The organism is Streptomyces sp. NPDC053673 (assembly GCF_055585225.1).
Genome location: NZ_JBVJKN010000020.1, coordinates 16,632 through 32,730, shown reverse-complemented (window position 1 = coordinate 32,730; position 16,099 = coordinate 16,632). Strand labels below are relative to the sequence as shown.

The 16,099-nt window shown below is 70.4% G+C and carries 18 protein-coding genes; 10 read left to right on the top strand and 8 right to left on the bottom strand.

Annotated features, from left to right (window positions below; all coding sequences use genetic code 11):
- Positions 1 to 194: 194 nt before the first annotated feature.
- Both ACZ6ZQ_RS25555 and ACZ6ZQ_RS25550 read left to right on the top strand, forming a co-directional pair.
- A complete protein-coding gene (locus ACZ6ZQ_RS25555; RefSeq protein ID WP_469770838.1) occupies positions 195 to 461 on the top strand; it encodes a hypothetical protein in 267 nt (88 codons plus the stop codon).
- Positions 458 to 871: a PIN domain-containing protein gene (locus ACZ6ZQ_RS25550; protein ID WP_469770837.1), complete on the top strand. Its 414-nt coding sequence runs from the start codon at positions 458 to 460 to the stop codon at positions 869 to 871. Before ACZ6ZQ_RS25555 ends, ACZ6ZQ_RS25550 begins: the two co-directional genes overlap by 4 nt.
- Positions 872 to 1,016: 145 nt before the next feature.
- Here the strand turns inward: ACZ6ZQ_RS25550 and ACZ6ZQ_RS25545 are convergent, their stop codons facing one another.
- The 3 genes from ACZ6ZQ_RS25545 to ACZ6ZQ_RS25535 are packed head-to-tail and all read right to left on the bottom strand — an operon-like array spanning position 1,017 to position 3,948.
- Positions 1,017 to 1,625 carry a hypothetical protein gene (locus ACZ6ZQ_RS25545; RefSeq protein WP_469770836.1) on the bottom strand — a complete coding sequence of 203 codons (609 nt, stop codon included), beginning with the start codon at positions 1,623 to 1,625 and terminating at the stop codon, positions 1,017 to 1,019.
- On the bottom strand, positions 1,622 to 3,508 hold the full coding sequence (locus ACZ6ZQ_RS25540; protein WP_469770835.1) for an alpha/beta hydrolase: 1,887 nt from the start codon (positions 3,506 to 3,508) through the stop codon (positions 1,622 to 1,624). The genes ACZ6ZQ_RS25545 and ACZ6ZQ_RS25540 overlap by 4 nt, the downstream gene beginning before the upstream one ends.
- On the bottom strand, positions 3,505 to 3,948 hold the full coding sequence (locus ACZ6ZQ_RS25535; RefSeq protein WP_469770834.1) for an amino acid ABC transporter permease: 444 nt from the start codon (positions 3,946 to 3,948) through the stop codon (positions 3,505 to 3,507). Before ACZ6ZQ_RS25535 ends, ACZ6ZQ_RS25540 begins: the two co-directional genes overlap by 4 nt.
- A 458-nt stretch (positions 3,949 to 4,406) precedes the next feature.
- On the opposite strand from ACZ6ZQ_RS25535, the gene ACZ6ZQ_RS25530 reads away from it, so the two are divergent.
- The 4 genes from ACZ6ZQ_RS25530 to ACZ6ZQ_RS25515 are packed head-to-tail and all read left to right on the top strand — an operon-like array spanning position 4,407 to position 5,823.
- Positions 4,407 to 4,871, top strand: a complete 465-nt coding sequence (locus ACZ6ZQ_RS25530; RefSeq protein WP_469770833.1) for a DUF3995 domain-containing protein — start codon at positions 4,407 to 4,409, stop codon at positions 4,869 to 4,871.
- Complete coding sequence (locus ACZ6ZQ_RS25525; protein ID WP_469770832.1) at positions 4,861 to 5,259, top strand: RNA polymerase sigma factor; 399 nt, start codon at positions 4,861 to 4,863, stop codon at positions 5,257 to 5,259. Before ACZ6ZQ_RS25530 ends, ACZ6ZQ_RS25525 begins: the two co-directional genes overlap by 11 nt.
- Before the next feature lies 1 nt (position 5,260).
- Entirely contained in the window at positions 5,261 to 5,374 is a 114-nt protein-coding gene (locus ACZ6ZQ_RS25520) for a sigma factor-like helix-turn-helix DNA-binding protein (RefSeq protein ID WP_469770831.1), read from the top strand.
- Entirely contained in the window at positions 5,371 to 5,823 is a 453-nt protein-coding gene (locus tag ACZ6ZQ_RS25515) for a hypothetical protein (RefSeq protein ID WP_469770830.1), read from the top strand. Before ACZ6ZQ_RS25520 ends, ACZ6ZQ_RS25515 begins: the two co-directional genes overlap by 4 nt.
- A 1,544-nt stretch (positions 5,824 to 7,367) precedes the next feature.
- On the opposite strand, the gene sigJ is transcribed toward ACZ6ZQ_RS25515, so the two are convergent.
- Positions 7,368 to 8,270 (bottom strand): RNA polymerase sigma factor SigJ, encoded by a 903-nt coding sequence (gene sigJ / locus ACZ6ZQ_RS25510; RefSeq protein WP_469770829.1) that lies wholly within the window; start codon positions 8,268 to 8,270, stop codon positions 7,368 to 7,370.
- Between the two features lie 84 nt (positions 8,271 to 8,354).
- Here sigJ and ACZ6ZQ_RS25505 point away from each other — a divergent pair, with 84 nt between their 5' ends.
- Both ACZ6ZQ_RS25505 and ACZ6ZQ_RS25500 read left to right on the top strand, forming a co-directional pair.
- Positions 8,355 to 8,813: a carboxymuconolactone decarboxylase family protein gene (locus tag ACZ6ZQ_RS25505; protein ID WP_469770828.1), complete on the top strand. Its 459-nt coding sequence runs from the start codon at positions 8,355 to 8,357 to the stop codon at positions 8,811 to 8,813.
- A gap of 165 nt (positions 8,814 to 8,978) precedes the next feature.
- Positions 8,979 to 9,635, top strand: a complete 657-nt coding sequence (locus tag ACZ6ZQ_RS25500; RefSeq protein ID WP_469770827.1) for a DUF2278 family protein — start codon at positions 8,979 to 8,981, stop codon at positions 9,633 to 9,635.
- A 52-nt stretch (positions 9,636 to 9,687) separates the two neighbouring features.
- Here the strand turns inward: ACZ6ZQ_RS25500 and ACZ6ZQ_RS25495 are convergent, their stop codons facing one another.
- Both ACZ6ZQ_RS25495 and ACZ6ZQ_RS25490 read right to left on the bottom strand, forming a co-directional pair.
- Positions 9,688 to 9,924 carry a DUF397 domain-containing protein gene (locus ACZ6ZQ_RS25495; RefSeq protein WP_469770826.1) on the bottom strand — a complete coding sequence of 79 codons (237 nt, stop codon included), beginning with the start codon at positions 9,922 to 9,924 and terminating at the stop codon, positions 9,688 to 9,690.
- Positions 9,921 to 10,757 carry a helix-turn-helix domain-containing protein gene (locus tag ACZ6ZQ_RS25490; protein WP_469770825.1) on the bottom strand — a complete coding sequence of 279 codons (837 nt, stop codon included), beginning with the start codon at positions 10,755 to 10,757 and terminating at the stop codon, positions 9,921 to 9,923. Before ACZ6ZQ_RS25490 ends, ACZ6ZQ_RS25495 begins: the two co-directional genes overlap by 4 nt.
- Before the next feature lie 156 nt (positions 10,758 to 10,913).
- Between ACZ6ZQ_RS25490 and ACZ6ZQ_RS25485 the strand changes: the two genes are divergently transcribed.
- Positions 10,914 to 11,321, top strand: coding sequence for a hypothetical protein (locus ACZ6ZQ_RS25485; protein WP_469770824.1), 408 nt, complete (start codon positions 10,914 to 10,916; stop codon positions 11,319 to 11,321).
- 69 nt (positions 11,322 to 11,390) lie between these two features.
- Here ACZ6ZQ_RS25485 and ACZ6ZQ_RS25480 read toward each other — a convergent pair whose 3' ends face one another.
- Complete coding sequence (locus tag ACZ6ZQ_RS25480) at positions 11,391 to 12,218, bottom strand: SCO4651 family lipoprotein (protein ID WP_469770823.1); 828 nt, start codon at positions 12,216 to 12,218, stop codon at positions 11,391 to 11,393.
- Positions 12,219 to 12,470: 252 nt separating this feature from the next.
- Here ACZ6ZQ_RS25480 and ACZ6ZQ_RS25475 point away from each other — a divergent pair, with 252 nt between their 5' ends.
- Complete coding sequence (locus ACZ6ZQ_RS25475; protein ID WP_469770822.1) at positions 12,471 to 13,613, top strand: CapA family protein; 1,143 nt, start codon at positions 12,471 to 12,473, stop codon at positions 13,611 to 13,613.
- A gap of 377 nt (positions 13,614 to 13,990) precedes the next feature.
- On the opposite strand, the gene ACZ6ZQ_RS25470 is transcribed toward ACZ6ZQ_RS25475, so the two are convergent.
- The gene (locus tag ACZ6ZQ_RS25470; RefSeq protein WP_469770821.1) at positions 13,991 to 15,922 is read right to left on the bottom strand and encodes a serine/threonine-protein kinase; all 1,932 of its coding nucleotides are present in this window, start codon (positions 15,920 to 15,922) and stop codon (positions 13,991 to 13,993) included.
- Positions 15,923 to 16,099 lie beyond the last annotated feature (177 nt).

Sequence of the window (16,099 nt, the reverse complement as noted above, 5' to 3'; positions counted from 1 at the left end):
GGAGGGGAGATGGCAGAGCTGGTGCCCCAACTTCGGCTCTGGCCAATGCCCTTGGCATGTGCTGAGATCACATTGTCAGGCCGTACAGTCATCGCCACCGAGGCGCGCGCCCAGACCCCTTGAAGAGAAACGGAGCGCCGATGACTGTCGTGCTCGAACGCCCTGAGGTGGTATACCGTCGGTATACTTTCGTCATGGCTGACACCACGATCAAGGTCGACCCCGCCGTCCGCGACCGCCTCCAGGAGCTCGCCCGGGATCGCGGCATCACCATGCGCGATCTGGTGGCGCAGCTGGCCGGGGCCACGCCCACGAAGGAGGAGCTGGCGCAGCGCCGCGAGGAGACCAAGGCATACGTCGAAGAGCACTTCCTCGGCAGGCCGTACACCGAAGAGGACGCCAAGGCCGGCAAGAAGCTGTGGTCCGACATCGTGTCCGGGCGCATCGGGGAGGTGCAGTGAAGAAGAGGGGCGACTACCCGCCGCCACGCGCCGTCGTCCTCGACGACACCGCCGCCCTCGCGCTCGGCGCGGGGAACCGTATGACCTCCACCCTCGTAGTGGAAGCGGAGAACGATCCGACGCTACGGATCTACATTCCCGCAGTGTGCCTGGCGGTCGCCGAGAGCGACCGCGCGGGCGTGGCCGAGCATGTCGGCTCGCTTCCCTCCGTGGACATCGCAGAGCTGGACTTCGCCGGGGCGGCCGCTGTGGGCAAGCGTCTCCGTGCCCAGGGTGACGACTGGAGCGGCGCCCACGCGCTGCACCTCGCACAGCCGTCTGTCGAATGGCCACGGGGCCGCCCGATCCTGACCCGGTCGCCCTCGCGGTACGAGGGCACCGGCGTCCGGGCGATCCGGATCGTCGACTGAGCCGGCCCACACACGGCGCGGGGCCCGGATCGCGCCCGGGCCCCGCGCCGCCTGCCCCAGCGGCGCGCGGGTCGACCGGGCCCTGATTCCGCCGGGCCTGGCTGCGTGTCCGAGCGGCTGAGCCGCAGCCAGGCCTCCCCGGGACTCAGCCCCCGGACGGAGACGGCGCCGGGGTCTCGGCAGACCAGAAGTCGGAGCGGATGTAGGGGAGTCCCTTCGCCGCGGGCGAGCTGGGGTCGATCGGCTCCCCGGGGGGCTCGGTGACCTTGGACTCGGTCACGCAGGGCGAGGTGACGTCGATGCTGGCCTGACCCTTGTAGCCGAACTCCAGGACGACCCGGAAACCCTCCGGCGTGGTTGCGAAGATCGCCGGGCTCTCTTTGTGCTTGCGGACCGACGTGATCTCGTACCCGTCCTTCTTCCACTGGCGCTCGACGACCCCTAGGAAGCTGCCGCGGCGCTCGTCCGAGATGATCGTCATGACGAAGCGCCGACGGGTGATGCTCCCGGTCCCGGTGCTGTCGTTCTTGAAGTCGGTGCAGATGGAGTCGCTCGACGGGCCGCGCTGCGTTTCGACACTCGGCTTGATGGCCCCGAAGATGCCATCAAGCATCTGCTCGGCCCGGTCACCGGCCTCATGCATGTTCATGTTCTTCGGTGCCTTCCCCTTAGGTTCCGTGTCCCCGTCGCCGATCAGGCCGCAGCCGGACACGACGGCGACGGTAAGTGCCACTGCGAGCATGCGGTGCTTCATCGGTGCTCCTGCGATGTGACCAGGTCGGGCCGTCCCGCGACGACGGCGGCAACGTTGGCGGCGGACTCGGGGTCCTTTTCGGGGTTGAAGTAGTTGGAATGCGCCGGCGTCGGGCCCTCACCGTCGATGAGCGGCCGTGGCCCGTCGTCGACCTTGAACCGGTGTGCGCCGAAGGCCTCGCTGGCGGGGTCCTTGCCGAACCAGATGTCGTCGTCGCCTTGGTCGGCGATGTCCGCGGCCAGGTACGACAACAGCGGGCCGCCGCCCATGAAGACGCCTCCTGCGATCGCTTCCTTCTTCGACGGCAGCTGGCTCACCGGGTCGTTCTCGGCCGCGCCCACGAACACGTGGTCCTTGCCGACGCCCAGGTCCTCCGCCTTGTCCACGCCGACGCCAGGGCTGCCGAGCAGAACGATGTCGTCCGCGCCTGGAATCCCGCCCCCCTCCTGGGTGGCCGCGCCGACGAGGCGGGAGCCGTAGGAGTGCCCGATCGCGGTCAGATGGGGGTCGCCGTGCTCGTTGGTGGCGCCCAGGCCGCTCATGAACGAGTTGTACGCGGGAGCTCCCCGCTCGGCCCGGTCGGCGGACATGACCTCGGTGTTGGAGAGCAGGGTTTCGGCATCCACTCCGCCGAGCTGGGGCGGGTCGTATCCGAGCCAGACGATGGAGGCGCTCGACGGGTCATGCTTGCGGGCCAGGACTGCGGTGTCGTGCGCCCGCTTGACGTCGTTGCGGGCGAAGCTGTCGTCGAGTGCCGTGCCCAGCCCCGGTACGTATGCCGACACGTTCCGGGAGGTGTCCGGGTTGCCGTAGGCCACGATTGCCCGCCCCGTGCCCTGGTCGGCGATGCCCAGCAGATACATCGGCGGCTCCCTCCGGTCGGTGAGCCGGGCGGTGGAGTTCAGTTCCAGTTGGTGCTGGATCTCCTGCAGACCGCCCAGCCGGGCCTTGGCCACGTCACCGTCCTCACCCGAGAACTTCGCGATCAGGAGCTGCAGGTTCTCCCGGTTCGCCTCGTCGCGCGTCACGGCCGGGATGCCGTCGAGGTTGCCGATGACGTCCGGATAGCTCGCGAGGTACTCCTCGCGCTGGGCGTCGCTCAGGCCGTCCCACCACTTCTTGCGGTCGGCGGGCGACTTGTCGAGCGGTATCTCGCGCTTGATCTGGTCGTCCGCGGCATCACGCACCGCCGCCATGTCGGCTGCCGCGTCGGCCCAGGTCTTGGCGTCGACGGTCAGTCCCGGCGCGGCCTTGAGCTTGTCGAGCGTCCTCTGGTAGCGACCGTCGGTCTCCCGCGCGTCGCGCAGTGCCTGTGCGATGCGGTCGGCGATGTCCTGGGCCTTGGCGTGGTGGGGGTTCGGGTTGATCAGGCCCGGCCCCTGGTAGCCGCTACCGGGGTTGAGAAGACCGTTGTTGCCGGACCCCTGGAGACCGTTGTTGCCGGGCGTGATGAAGCCGTTGTTGCCCACGGCCCTGCCGCCCGGGATCTCCTGTCCCGTCAACTCGTTCTTGCCGCCGGCCGGGTAGCCGATGCTTCCGTCCTCGTGGACCGTGTACGACTGGGCGTCGGCGTCGGCGAGCGCGTCCTTCAGACGGCGCTGCGGCGATGCGAGCTCGGCCGACAGCCCGCTGACCGTGGTGCGTATCAGACCGGTCTCTGTCTTGATGTAGTCGAAGTTGCGGCTCAGCTGCTGGAGGCGCTTCACCGCGGCCCCTGCGGACTCGCTCTCCTGCGTCTTCGACAGGGCACCGCTCATGTCACCGTTGACGCGCTCCTCGGCCGCGTCCGCGTGCCGTGACACGGCGCCCCAACTGTCGGCGGCGTCGTCCAGCTCGTCGAGCTTCAGATCCCGCAGCTGCTGCCAGGTCAGTGACGACGTCACTTGGCGTCACCACCCTGGGGAACCACGGCTCTCGCCTTGGCCCCGACCTCGTGGTCCACCCCGACGATCTCCTTGCTCACCTGCCGCAGCTTGGGCTCCAGACTTCCGCACTCGTCCCGTACCGCGCCCAAGCGGGTCTCCCAGGAGCTCAGCACGCTCGTCAGCGAGGCGAGGCTGGCCAGTCCCGTCAGACCGCCCGCCATTCCCGAATGCCCCGTCGTCAGGTCGGTCTTGGCCTTGCCGGTGCTGGTCCTGAGGTCGCCGGCAGTGCCCGCGGCGCGGTTCCAGGGCTGAGCCGAGTGCTTCAGCCCGTCCTTGCCCGACGCCCCGCCGGACGGGGCATCCCCGCCGCGATCGGCCGGGAGCTGGTTGAGCTGCATTGCCGTGGTGTGCCGCTCGGCCGCGGAGGCCTTGAGCTCCTCCCACTCGTCCCACGCCACCTGTGGTCCCTCCCCCGTGTGCACATGCGATGAGCGCCCAGACCGTCTGGGATCACCGGGGGCAGGCTACCGAACCGAACCGGGACACCGCCTCGGCGGCCGGTACCGGACAACTGAGTACGCGTACTCATCTTCGTGTGTGAGCAGGCGACGTCTGGGCGGCATGCCGCTCGACGACTACGGAGTGCGGTCGGGAACTTTGCATCGCCACTTCCGGGACGAGCCCGACACGCAGGGCGGTTGGTTCCACGTCAATCTTGAGGTCGATGCGCCCACCGCTGCCGGCCCGTGGGTCCCCGGGCGGACGCGGCTGCGCCGGGCGGCTGCGCCAGGGCCGGGTGCGCCGGGCCGGGTGGGCTCGCGCGACCTCGGAAGAATTCGCCTACCCCGACGGAACGTTTCGCGTGGACGGGTCCTCTGGAGGGTGACGGATTCCCGAAGTCGCCGCAGGAGGCCACATGTCGTACCGGCCCGACGCCCCCGCCACCACCCCCGCCCCCACCCGCGCCGCCGCGCTCGTCGCCTCGGTGCTCACCGTGGACGCCCTGCTCCACCTGTACTGGACGACGGGCGCCACCTGGCCCGCGGCCGATGACGGGAGCCTGTCCCAAGCGGTTCTCGGTACGGACGTGCCGTTCACACCGCCGGTCCTGCTCCCTCTCGTCGTCCTCCTCCTCACCGCCGCCGCCTTCGTACTCGCCCACTCCCGCCGCCCCCGCCACCTGGTCCTCCGTCTCGGCACCCTGGCCGTGGCCGCGGGCCTCTCGCTGCGCGCCCTCGCGGGGAGCTACTGGTTGTTCGCCAAGGAGACCGGTACCGCTTTCTACTGGCTCAACCTCGTGCTCTACACCCCGCTGTGCGCCGTCCTGGCCGTCGCCGCCCTGCGCGTGGCGCGGTGGAAGGATGAGGCCCGTGCCCGATGAGCGATCCGTTGACCGAACGGTCCGGCTCGTGCGAGCCGCCCAGCGCGGCGACACCCTCGCCATGGCCGAACTCCTGGACCTCCTCGCCCCGTACGTGGGCCGCGTCTGCGCGCCCATCGCCCTGGACCAGGGGGCGGACGCGGCGCAGGAGGCCCTGGTGGCGGTCTTCAAGTCGCTGCGCACCCTGAAGGACCCGGCCGCCCTGCACGGCTGGGTCCGTGCCATCGCCGTGCGCGAGGCGGTCCGCACCGCGCACCGCGCCGCCCGCACCGTACCGGCCGATCTCAGCGCGCTCCCGGCCTGCGGCGACCCCCAACTCTCCGCCGACATCAGGGACGTACTGGACCGGCTCTCCCCCGAGCACCGCGCGGTGCTGATGCTGGCGTGACGTGGAGGGCCTGGACGAGCGCACCGCCGCCGCCCTGCTCGGTGTGCGCACGGGCACCATCAAGTCGCGGCTGCACCGGGCCCGCGACACCTTCCGGAAGGCGTGGACGTCATGAACGAGCTCTGGCCCACCACCGACCTCGACGCCGTACGCCGCCTGCACGCCCTGGCCGCCGGCATCCGCGGTGCCCACGTGACCGAGGCGCACGTCGACGCGCCCTTCGAGCGGGTCTGGTCCGTGCTGGGCGACCTGGAGGGCGGGTTCGGACAGGTCGTGACCGACATGGAGCGGCTGCGCGTCGTCCGCCGACAGGGCGAACGCGTCGAGGCGCTGGCGCGCAGCAGGTACGGAATGCGCGCCCGGCTGCGCGGGGTACAGCGGCCGGGCTGGTGCTGGCTGCAGAGCCGGTTCCTGCTGATCGGCGTGGCGGCGACGCCCGAAGGCCCGGGCACGCGGGTGGCGTTCACCGGAGGCGTGCGGCTGCCGTCCCGCGCCGCCCTGATCCCCCTGGGCGTACGTCGCGAGGGCAGCCGCAGCGTGGAGAACCTGACGGCCCTGCTGTGAGCCGGACGGGGACCTCTTCGGGGCTACCGACGAAATTCGTCTACCTGCGGCTTCGTGGCTCTGACTCTGTGGGAGTCCCGTGTCGAGTTCGTCGGATTCCCAGAAGGGGCGTTGCGCCGCGAGCAGAGGGGCAAGGCAGCAGCGCAGGCAGGGCTGGGCCCCGGTTTCAGCCGCGGGTGAAGGGATCCACGGCTCAAAGGGGCGTTGCCGAACCTCTGCGATGGCGCGGCAGGTACCGGGGGCTGGGGTGCAGTTGGTACCGGCCGCGCCATGAGGCCGTGGGTCTAAATGAGGCCGCCGTGCTATGGGGTGGTGTCAGCGCACACTACCTGCGCAAAGATCGTGACGTCGCCTTCACCAGTGTTGTTTACTGTCACATCCCAGCCCACCGCCACGTCCCCAAAAGTGCCTGCAGTACTCGCGAGGTTGTTGGGCCATGGACCGTCGATGCCGACCCCGCCGCCGGTGGCGACGTCTCCGGGGTCGCAGAGCACACTGGAGCTGCCGAACTGCCCTGGGGGTACTGTTACCGATTCCCCTTGGCGTACGTAGGTGGTCGTTGGTCCGGCCGGTCCGGTGTCGCCCGTGAGGCCGGTGGGTCCGGTGTCGCCCGTGAGGCCGGTGGGTCCAGTGGGTCCAGTGGGTCCGGTGTCGCCCGTGGGGCCAGTAGTGCCGGTGGGGCCAGTCGGTCCGGTGTCGCCCGTCGGTCCGGTGGGGCCGGTCTTGACTTTGCACCGGTTTCCGACGATGCCTGCTACCACGTCGGCCGCAGGGGCGCCGTAGGGGTACCTGTCACACCTGTCGTCCACTGACGCCGGGGCCCCGCTCGCCCCGGCTGTCGTCCGTTGGATGGGGGTGGTGGCCAGGGCGGGGGTGGTGAGGCCGAGGATCACCAGGGCCAGTGACGCCGTGGCGGCGCCTGTGAGCAGTCTGGCGCGATGGGGAAGTGGACCAAGTCCATGTTCAGGACGCACGAATGCCCTGCTTTCTGGGTCGAGTGGGTCATTCCAAGGTCGGTGGAGCACCGAGTCCCCCTGCGGGACTTCCTTGGCCATGATTCGCTCGAGTCCGGAAGGGCCATGAAGGCACGCTCAGTCATCGACTCAACGGCCCCGTAAGAAGATCCGGCTGGGCTACGCAACAGAGTGACTGAGCTCCCCGGCTCAATGCACAGGCTGCCTACATGAGTCTGGCGTGCGCCCAGGCAGTCGAACCGCGGTGATTCCGACGTCCATTTCGTCACCCCCAACCCTCGCATTTCGTCGCTTGCCCCCTCGGGGCGGGGGTGGTACGGCGTCGGCCGCACCACCCCCGCCCGGCGGGGAGAACTGCTCGCGCGCTACGTGTCCCTACCCCATGCGCCCACCGGGCGGTGCCGCTTGAGGTGATCGCCCGTCACATGCGACGCGCGCACGACCTGAGCCACGCTCAGATGCGATGTCTCAGACGCGATGTCTGCGATCCACTCCCGTGGCGGCGGCGGCGGTCGGCCAGGACAGGACCTGGCCGACCGCCGGGCTGTTTCTCTCCCCGGCCCGAGCTCCCTACTGGTCGCCCAGGACCGTCAGGTCCAGACTCCGCAGGCGCTCCGGGTCGTTCAGGATGTCGAGCTGGACGATCTTGCCGCCGGAGATGGTGAAGGCCAGGACGGCGACCGGCTTGCCCTCGGGCAGCGAGACGAGGCCCGGCAGCCCGTTGATGAGGGCGAGACGTCCGTAGGGCGCGAAGCGCTGGTACATGAGCGCCTGCCCGGCCACCGACTCCGCCCCGCGCACCAGCTTCGTCGCGCCCGCGGCCAGGACGCCGCCGTCCACGCGCAGGACGACGTCCGGGTCGAGCAGCGAGAGCAGGGCGTCGAATTCGCCACCCTGTGTGGCGGCGACCCACGCGTCCACGACCTCGCGCTGCCGCACCAGATCGGGGTCCGGCGCCGGCGCCGCGCCCACCCGCCGCCGGGCCCGGCTCGCGAGCTGCCGGGTCGCCGTCGGGGTGCGCCCGACGATGGGGGCGATCTCGTCGAAGGACACGGCGAACATGTCGTGCAGGACGAAGGCGAGCCGCTCGGCGGGCGACAGCGTGTCGAGTACGACGAGCATCGCGAGCCCGACGGAGTCCGTGACGAGGGCCTCCTGCTCCGGGTCCGTGCCGCTGATGCTGCTGATGATCGGGTCCGGTACGTACACCTCCAGCGGATCCTCGCGCCGTGCCGTACGCGACCGCAGCATGTCCAGGCAGACGCGGCCCACGACCGTGGTCAGCCAGCCGCCCAGGTTCTTCACGTCGCCCGTGTCCGAGCGGCTGAGCCGCAGCCAGGCCTCCTGGACGGCGTCGTCGGCCTCGCTCAGCGAGCCGAGCATCCGGTACGCGACCGACCGCAGGTGGGTCCGATGGGTCTCGAAGCGCTCCGCCAGGTCCGTCAGGTCCGTCAGAAATTCGTTGTCGTCCATCGGTCACATTCTCCCGTTGCGATCCGTCAGTGCAGTAGACGAACCAAACCCGATCAGATGTGACTCGATTCCGAGGAGAGAACCATGGAAGCACGGATGAAGCACCCCGCCTTCGTCGTCCCGTCCGCCATGCAGGCGCTGCTGGCGCTGGGCAAGTCGACCAAGTCGACGGGCCTTTCGGACGAGCTGCTGGAGCTGGTCAACCTGCGGGCGAGCCAGATCAACGGCTGTGGCGTGTGCCTCCACATGCACGCCCGCGACCTGCGGAAGACCGGTACGAGCGACGAGCGCATCGACACCGTGGCGGGCTGGCGCGACGCCCCGTACTTCACGGACGCCGAGCGCGCGGCCCTGGCGCTCACCGAGGCCGTCACCCGCATCGCCGACTCCTCGGACCCGGTGCCGGACGAGATCTGGAACGAGGCGGCCAAGCACTACGACGAGGCGCAGCTCAGCGCGCTGCTGCTGGCGATCGCGACGATCAACGTCTGGAACCGGCTCAACGCGGCGACCCGGCAGGTCGCGGGCTCCCTGGGCGCCTGACGCGTTCGATGCGGTGCGGGCCCGGCGCACGGCCGGGCCCGCACTGCCGGCTCATTCCGCCCAGGCGAGGAACGTCGTCCAGGCGGCGGATGCGACCTCGACACACACGCCGCCACTCTCCACACAACGGACCGTCCGGCCGGGTCCGGTGGTTGACTGGGCACCATGCCGCTCGACGACTATGGCGTGCTGTCGGGAACACTGCATCGCCACTTCCGGGACGAGCCCGACACACAGGGCCGCTGGTTCCACGTCAATCTTGAGGTCGATGCGCCCGCCGGGCGGTATCGGTGTGCCGTCGACGTGGACAGCAAGCAGTCCACCACCGGCGTCCAGTGGAAGGTCTTCACTCTGGACGCCTCGGTGCTCGGCCCGGTGGCCGGACTGGCACCGGGATACCACGACCTCGCCCGTATGCCCGGCTCGGGCGCGCTCGACTACATTCGTCATCCGGCCCTGGTGCGCCGCGGCTGCCTCTTCGTGCGCAGGCCACCGGAGTGGCTGCAGACGATCCTTGACTGGCTGAACCTGCCACGGCCGTGGATCTCGGGTTCCAACCTTGACGCCGCCCAGGCCCTTGAGCCCATCCTCGTTCCCGGTCGGGAGATCCTCGTCTTCGGTGAACCGTTCGACAACGGCCTGGGCATGCACAACATCCACCAGAACCAGGGCGACCCCTACGGCAGCCAGTGGTGGGACGAGAACGGCATCTGGCAGGACGGGGCCACGCTGACGCGGAGGGGCGACGGCCGGTTCGACGTGTTCCTGTCCAAGTTCTCCAGCCAGGCCGACCGGACCGACGGCGACGGCCACCCGGCATAGGCGGCAACGGCTTCGGGGCCCGGCTCACGGCCGGGCCCCGCGCGCCGCGAGGTCATTCCGCCCAGGCGAGGAACGTCGTCCACGCGGTCGGTGCGACGGCGAAGGTGGGGCCGTCGGTGACCTTGGAGTCGCGGATGTGGACGGTGTGGGGGCAGGTGGCGACCTCGACGCAACTGCCGCCGCTGTCGTCGCTGTAGCTGGACTTGCGCCAGTCGAAGGCCACTTCGATGCACTCGCCGCCGCTGGCGTTGCTGTAGCTGGACTTGAACCACCGCAGGGTGCTGGTCATCTCTGCTCTCCTGCCAACCGCTCGACGAGGCCCAGCGATTCACGTGGATCCAGGGCCTGTGCCCGGATCCTCGCATACCGCTGGGTGTACGTACTCACCTTTCCCGGGTCCTTGATCAACAGGCTCTCGCCCTGGATCTCCAGGTAGACCAGGCGGTCGTGCTCCGGTGTTTCCACCAGCTCCATCCCGCCGCGTGCGCCCGCGTACTCACCGCTGAGACCGCAGTCCAGCGGTAACACCTGAAGCGTCACGTTACGCCGCCGCGCCCACTCCGCAAGGTGCCTCATCTGGCCACGCATGATCTCCTCATCGCCGATCGGTCGCCGCAGCACCGACTCCTCCAGCACCACCTCGATCAGTGCCACCGGCTCCCGATCGAACAGCGCCCGCCGCGCGATCCGCGCCTCAACCAGCTCCTCCACCCTCTGCTCCGGCAGCGGCGGATACCCGCCGCCGATCAGCGCCCGCGCGTACTCCTCCGTCTGGAACAGCCCGTGCACAACGATCGTCGCGTACAGATGCAGCCCCACCGCTTTCTGCTCCAGCAGCGCGTAGTCCTTGAACTGCGGCGGATACTTCTCCATCCGGATGTACAGCCGCGCCTGCTCGAAGATCTCCAGCCCGCCCCCGAGCACCCGCTCCAGCTGCACCAGCATCGCGTCGCTCGCCGGCTGCGCGCAGGTCTCCATAGCGCTCACCGCCGCTCCTGAGAAGCCGAGCTCCTTGCCGAGTTGTTCCTGCGTCCACCCTTTCCTTACGCGCAACTTGCGCGCGACATCCGCCACCAGCCGTGCCGTCGGACCCGCTGTTCCCTTGTTTTCCGCTCGCGCCATTTGCGATCACCATTCGACTCAACCGGTCTCAACCGGTCACTACTCGTCCCCGCCGAATTCGACCCGACTCAAGGCGCGTTTACGCAGGTCAACCGACCTGCGACACCTCCGGCCCGGTCATGGAAAACGCTAACTGCAAGCGGTCAAAGTGGAGTTGTGAATACGCAAACTGGCGAGGTGAACCTCGACTGGGTTCCCGCCTCCGGATTCCAGCTCCGCAAGGCGGGCGTGCATTTCGACGCCGTACGCGTCGACGGCGACGACGGGCGTCGGCTGGCCGATCTGATGGACCGCATGACGGGCGGCGACCCGGGCCCCGTCGTGACCGAGGCGAACGGCTGCCGGGGCGTCTACTTCCTCCTCCCGGCCGCCAGTACGGTGATGCGCCCCTGGCCGCGCGGGGTGACCCGATACAACTCGGTGAGCGGCTCCGCCAGTTACGTACCGGTCCCTGCCTTGGACGGGCCGACCTGGCCGCTCGCCTGGCGCTTCCCGCCCGTCGCCGAGGACCGCTTCGTACACCCGGTCCTCCTGCGTACGGCGGCCATCGAGCTGCTGGACTGAGACACGAAGGCGCCCCCGCCGCTTACACGTGGTCGTGGACGAGGGCGGGGGCGCCGAGCGACGCGGTTGTCAGGCCTGCTTGCCCTGGTTCTTCTTGAACTCGTCGCTGAGGTCGGCCGTGTCGGAGGCCGGGGGAGCGGTCACGGCCTTGGCGGAACCGAACTTGAGGAAGTCCGCCGTCACCTTCATGTTGCCCATCTCCTGGACGAGCCTGACCGGCAGGTCCTTGTCGTCCACCCAGATCTCGACGGTGATGGTGTCGGCGGGGCCGGTCATGGACTCCAGGTTCGCGGGCATGTCGTCGTTGTCGAGGGTCGCCCGGTAGTGCTTGGTCTCCTTGCCCCGGATCGTCTCCTCTCCGAGGCTTTCCGTGTTCTTCGAGAAGCCGATGTAGCGCAGCCCCGCTGTCGGGTCGCCCTGGTCCTCGACCGTGCGCGCCCCCTCCTCGCCGAGGACCGCGGCGACGTCGACACGCATCCAGTGCTTGCCCTGGAGCGGACCGCTGGGCTGGGGGTCCACGTTGTAGTAGTAGGCGCCGTCGACCATCATGGTCCGCACCTTCGGGTCGTCCTGGACGGCCTGCATCTGCACCGCGGCCGTGTCCATCGTGACGTCGTACGCGACGCCCTTGCCCCAGGTGTACGTGCCCGTCATGGTGACCGGCTTGCCGAGCCCCGGCATGGTGGTGTTGAAGATGACGTCGGCCGAACCGATCTTCTCGGTCCGGTCCGTGACGCGCGCGAGTGCCGCGGCGATGGTGTCCGCCGGGCTCACCGCCTTCGCGGCGTCCTTCGCGGCCTCCCCGGCGGTCTGCGTTCCGCACCCGGCCGTGGCGGTCAGCGCGACGGTCGCCGCCCCCAGCGTGACAGCCGTGCGTATACGTCTCTTCGGACCCATGTCCCACCCCTCGGTATCACGTGATCACGTGCGTGAAGCTGTGACTCTGCTGTGTGCCTTGCGGACATTAGCGGGTGGGACCGACAGCCCTGCCGGGCAGGAGGGCCGTCGGCCAGGGACCCCGGGCCGGAGGCGGCCCGGCGGCGGCTCCCCGGGCGGCGGCTCCCCGGCCGACGGGCGCGTCCCGGCTGACGGCGTCCCGGTCGGCGGCGCCCCGGCTGGAACCGCGCCGCTGGTGGGAAAATGAGTCGCATGGGCGGTCAGGCGCTCGTGACGCTGTTCCTCTGCGGGGACGTCATGCCGGGCCGAGGTGTCGACCAGATCCTTCCGCACCCCGGTGACCCCGCCCTGCGGGAGGGGTACATCCGGGACGCCCGGGACTACGTGGCGCTCGCGGAGGCCACGAACGGGGCGATTCCGCAGCCCGTGGACTACAGGTGGCCCTGGGGCGCCGCGCTCGACGTGCTTGAGGACATCGCGCCCGACGTGCGCGTCATCGACCTGGAGAGCAGCGTCACGACGAGCGACGACTTCGCCCCCGCCAAGGCCGTGACGTACCGGATGAACCCGGACAACCTGCCCTTCCTGGCCGCGGCGCACCCGGACGTGTGCGCGCTGGCGAACAACCATGTGCTCGACTTCGGGCGGCGCGGCCTGGAGGAGACCGTGGAAGTGCTGCGGCGCGCCGGGCTCGGGCCGGCCGGGGCGGGGCGCGACGCGGGCGAGGCACGGCGGCCCGTGGCGGTCGCCACGAAGAGCGGCGGGCGCGTCCTCGTGCTGTCGTGCGGGATGGCGTCCGCGGGGATCCCGTCACGCTGGGCGGCGGGCGAGCACCGGCCGGGCGTCGATTTCGTCCCCGACCTGTCCACCCGCAGCGCTGACGCCCTCGCGCGGCGACTGAGGGCGGTGCGGAAGGAGGGCGATCTGACCGTCGTCTCGATCCACTGGGGGTCGAACTGGGGCTACGCGGTGTCTCAGAGCCAGGCCACCTTCGCGCACCGACTCATCGACGGCGGCGTCGACCTCGTCCACGGCCACTCCTCGCACCACCCGCGGCCCATGCAGGTGTACCGGGGAAAGCTCATCCTGTACGGCTGCGGCGACCTCATCGACGACTACGAGGGCATCTCGGGCTACGAGCGGTACCGCGACGATCTGCGGCTGCTGTACTTCCCGTCGCTCGACGCGGGTACGGGCGAGCTGGAGGAGCTCCGGATCCTGCCGATGCAGGCCCGGCAGATGAAGCTCCACCATGCTTCGGCGGCGGACGCGGGCTGGCTGTGCGAGGTGCTGAGCAGGGCGGGGCGCCCGTTCGGTACGCAGGTGGAGCCCGAGCTCGGCGGGGACGGCTTCCTGACGCTCCGCTGGACCCGTACGGAGACCTGGTCCCGGTAGTGACACCTGGGCCGGGTACTGAGGCCTGGTCCCGGCAGTGACGCCTGGTCCCGGTACCGAGACCTGGTCACGGTACTGACGCCTGGGCCGGGCACTGGGCGTCGTGCGCGGACCGGTGGGACTGGTCTCGGCTCGGCCCGGTGGGACTCGGCTCGGCCCAGCGCCGCTCAGGTCAGTACGCCGGCTGCGACGGCCCAGCTCGCTGCCGTCCGGTTCATCGCGACACCGGACTCGTCGTCCAGCGACAGCAGCATGATCTCCTCGGCCGGCGTGACCGGCACGCGCGGCTTCCTCTCGATGATCTTCGTTCTTGCTTTCGGGAGGACGTCGCGGTGCCCGTGTGGGTTCCCTTGCGCCTGGCACGGTCGGGAGGCGGCTCAGTCCACCTTCGTGTACGTGAGCGGGGCACCGCCCGAGCCGACCAGTTCCCGGACGATCGTGCGGTCGTCCGGCATGTCGAGGCGGCTCCACTGGCCGGGGGCGCAGCTCTGAGGATCACCGAAGGTGACCTGGGTCGGGCCGAGTTCGAGGGGCGGGCCGGGGGCACGCAGCGCGGCGGACCAGCCGCAGTCGTAGGTGGCGCCCCGGCCGGTGAGGGTCATGACTGTGTCGCCGGTCGAGCCCGTGGTGATGGTCATGACGCGGGTGTTGGTGTTGCCGTCGGCGGTGGTGAAGTCGGCCTGCCAGGTGCCGACGTACTCCTGCGGCACGGTCCCGGAGCCGGTGGCGGGGGAGGACGCCGCGGCCGGGCTGCTGCCGGTGGTCGAGGTGGTCGAGGTGTCCGAGGTGCCCGGGGTGTCCGGGGCGGTGGGCTCGGAGGCTCCGGGTGAGGTGGGCCCGGTCGCCGACGGGCCCGCCGCCGGGGTCTGCGTGTGGCTGTTGTCGTTCATGAGCGCGTAGACGGAGGTGCCCGCGGCGATCGCGACGGCGACGGCGACGGCGACGAGGGCCACGGTGCCGCGGGTGTTGCGGCGCGGAGGTTCGGGGGCGGGTGGGCCGAAGGGGGTGTACGGGGGATACGGGGCGTGCGGCGTATGCGGGGCCGGGTGGGTCCACGCCGGTGCGGGCGTCGGTCCGGGAGCCGGTCCCGGATTCGGTGCCGGAGCCGGGCCCGGGGGAGGCGTCGGTGGCGGGGTCGGGGGGCCGGTCAACGTGGGGAGGGCATGCACGCCCGGCGACCCCGGCGACCCCGGCGACCCGGGTGAACTCGGCGGCGCGTCCGGCGCGTTCGGAGCGTCCGCCGCGCCGGACTCACCAGGTGCGTCCGGCTCATCAGCCGCACCAGCCGCAGCAGCCGCGCCAGGCGCGTCCGGGAAGCTTTCCGGATGCTCGACCTCCAGCAACTTCACCGCGTGGCTGCCCAGTTGCGCGATGAGCGGTCCGGGCAGCCAGGGGAGCGTGGGGTCCTGCCCGTCCGTGCCGGTTCCGGCCTGGGTGCGGGCGAGGATCTGCTCCAGGGTGGGTCGGGAGGCGGGATCCTTGTGGAGGCAGTCCCGGATCAACTCCACCAGCCTGTCCGGGACACCGGTCAGATCCGGCTCCTCCTGGGCGATCCGGAACATCATCGCGTGCGCCCCGCTGTCCGCCGAGCCGAACGGGAGCCGGCCGGTCGCCGCGTACGCGAGCACCGAGCCGAGGCAGAAGACGTCGCAGGCCGGGGTGATGCTGTCGCCGCGCAGCTGCTCGGGCGCCATGAATCCGGGCGAGCCGACGACCGCGCCCGTGCGGGTCAGCCCGCCGGCGTCCGCGACGGTCTCCAAGGCCTCCAGGGCGCGGGCGATACCGAAGTCGATGACGCGCGGCCCGTCGATGGTGACCAGAATGTTGGAGGGCTTGAGGTCGCGGTGGACGATGCCCGCGCGGTGGATGTCCCGCAGGGCGTGGGCGAGTCCGGCGGCGAGGGTGCGTACGGAGTGCTCGGGCAGCGGGCCGTGGCCCTGACCGCGGCTGTGGCCGTTGCTGCCCGGGACGCCCCGGACGCTTCTGCCCGGGACGCCGGAGACCACGGAGTGCAGGGACGGCCCGGCCACATAGCCGGTCGCGACCCACGGAACCTCCGCCTCCGTGTCCGCGTCCAGGACCGGCGCGGTCCAGGCCCCGCCCACTTTCCGGGCCGCCGCCACCTCGCGGCGGAAGCGGCTGCGGAACTCCTCCTGCTCGGCCAGCTCACGGCGGACCAGCTTGACCGCGACCGTACGGCCCCGGTCGGAGCGGGCGAGATAGACCTGGCCCATGCCGCCGGCCCCCAGGCGGGCCAGCAGACGGTAGGCGCCGATACGACGTGGATCTCCGGATGCCAGCTGCTCCATGGCCGAGTGGCCCTCCCCGACGTACATACGCGCGTGCGCGTGGCCCGATCGCCTGAGGATAGTGCGATCGGCGCCGGCGCCTGCGGGTGTTGCCTGTAGGACGGAATCCGACCTGATTCCTGCCTACGGTCGGTCGTGTTGCGATCCCGTACGCAAGGAGACAGCCATGACCGTCCA